The sequence below is a fragment of the Caballeronia sp. RCC_10 genome (genome assembly GCF_041360715.1).
Lineage (GTDB): Bacteria > Pseudomonadota > Gammaproteobacteria > Burkholderiales > Burkholderiaceae > Caballeronia > Caballeronia grimmiae.
This window is the reverse complement of sequence record NZ_JBFUPT010000111.1, coordinates 1-1,065: the sequence shown is the minus strand read 5'-3', so window position 1 is coordinate 1,065 and position 1,065 is coordinate 1. Positions and strand designations below refer to the sequence as shown.

Genomic DNA, 1,065 nt, shown 5'->3' with positions numbered 1-1,065 from the left:
TCGTCTCCCGCGCACTCTAGATTGATCATAGAACATGCTGCATTTACGTAAAGTAATTTCTGGGACAGGACACTAGCTGCCGTTGCTCTATCAAATGCGGATCATATTCCTCTTCGTCGGGTGTTGTCGGCGAGGCCTCGACGATCGCATCGCATTTTTCTCGGACGGAGTGAGGGCAACGCTTTTGGCCAGAACCTTGCGTGACCCCGTGCAGGATAGCGCTAGTGGTTGATCGCCCCTTTATCGATATCGGTATTCAAGTGGGTGCTCAAGCTGCTTGACGGATCTTCAGTAGTCGCTTGATTCCATCGCGAGTAAGGCTGGGGTTTACCACCTTAGCCGACACGATCTCCCTCAGTTCGTCGTCCGAGTAGGCCGCGAGATGGCTTAATGTTCGACACACGGGTTTCAAAGGCAATGTCCGAGACCTGAAGAGAGACGACGCCAGCTCCAGTATCGACCCCGTAGCCGTCTCGAGTAGGCATTTTGGAAGGAAGCAAATGAGAAACGACGCGATGGATTTTCTCGGTGCCGGCGAGCAGGACGGTACTAACGAGCAGGCTGAAGTTGCTGCGGGGCAGGACCGTCGCTGGAGGTGGAAGTCAGCCGAGCGCGCTCACGGAGCGAACTGGGCGTGGGCGCATCAAACCGAGTCGTACAACTGGATGGACCGGCACGATCTGCTTCGTGTGTCGGACGGCTGCGCGTCGGACGACGCCGGCTCCCATCACGTTTTCCCGACGCAGGAATGAGGTTTCTGATGCCGCGCCGCTTAAATTCAGCTTCATGCAATCAAGCAAGGGAAAGCGTAGAAGTCAGACCAAAACTCCCCCTTCAGGAAAGATTTGGCGAGATATAACTCATCTCGTGCATTGCGTTGCGGCGCCACCGGAAAGGTAGTCGAGTACTGCGTTCACCCGCTTGTTCCGCTGCGCCATTTGCTTTCGGAGGCTACCAGTCTGCGGCCATGAAGGACTTCAAAAGACTATCTTAAAGGCCAGTTCAAAAAGCGCGCTCCGTTCGGCTGAAGATGTTCCAGCAGACGAGTGCGCAGGCTAGCTTTAA

General features: G+C 55.2%; 1 protein-coding gene. It reads left to right on the top strand.

The genetic code is table 11. The annotated features are described in order from the left end of the window. Positions 1-500 precede the first annotated feature (500 nt). Positions 501-752, top strand: a complete 252-nt coding sequence (locus AB6804_RS31870; protein WP_370889838.1) for a hypothetical protein — start codon at positions 501-503, stop codon at positions 750-752. Positions 753-1,065: the final 313 nt, after the last annotated feature.

Bases quoted from the DNA above. Each gene is read 5' to 3' on its own strand.
- AB6804_RS31870 (WP_370889838.1), top strand. From the start codon at position 501: ATGAGAAACGACGCGATGGATTTTCTCGGTGCCGGCGAGCAGGACGGT.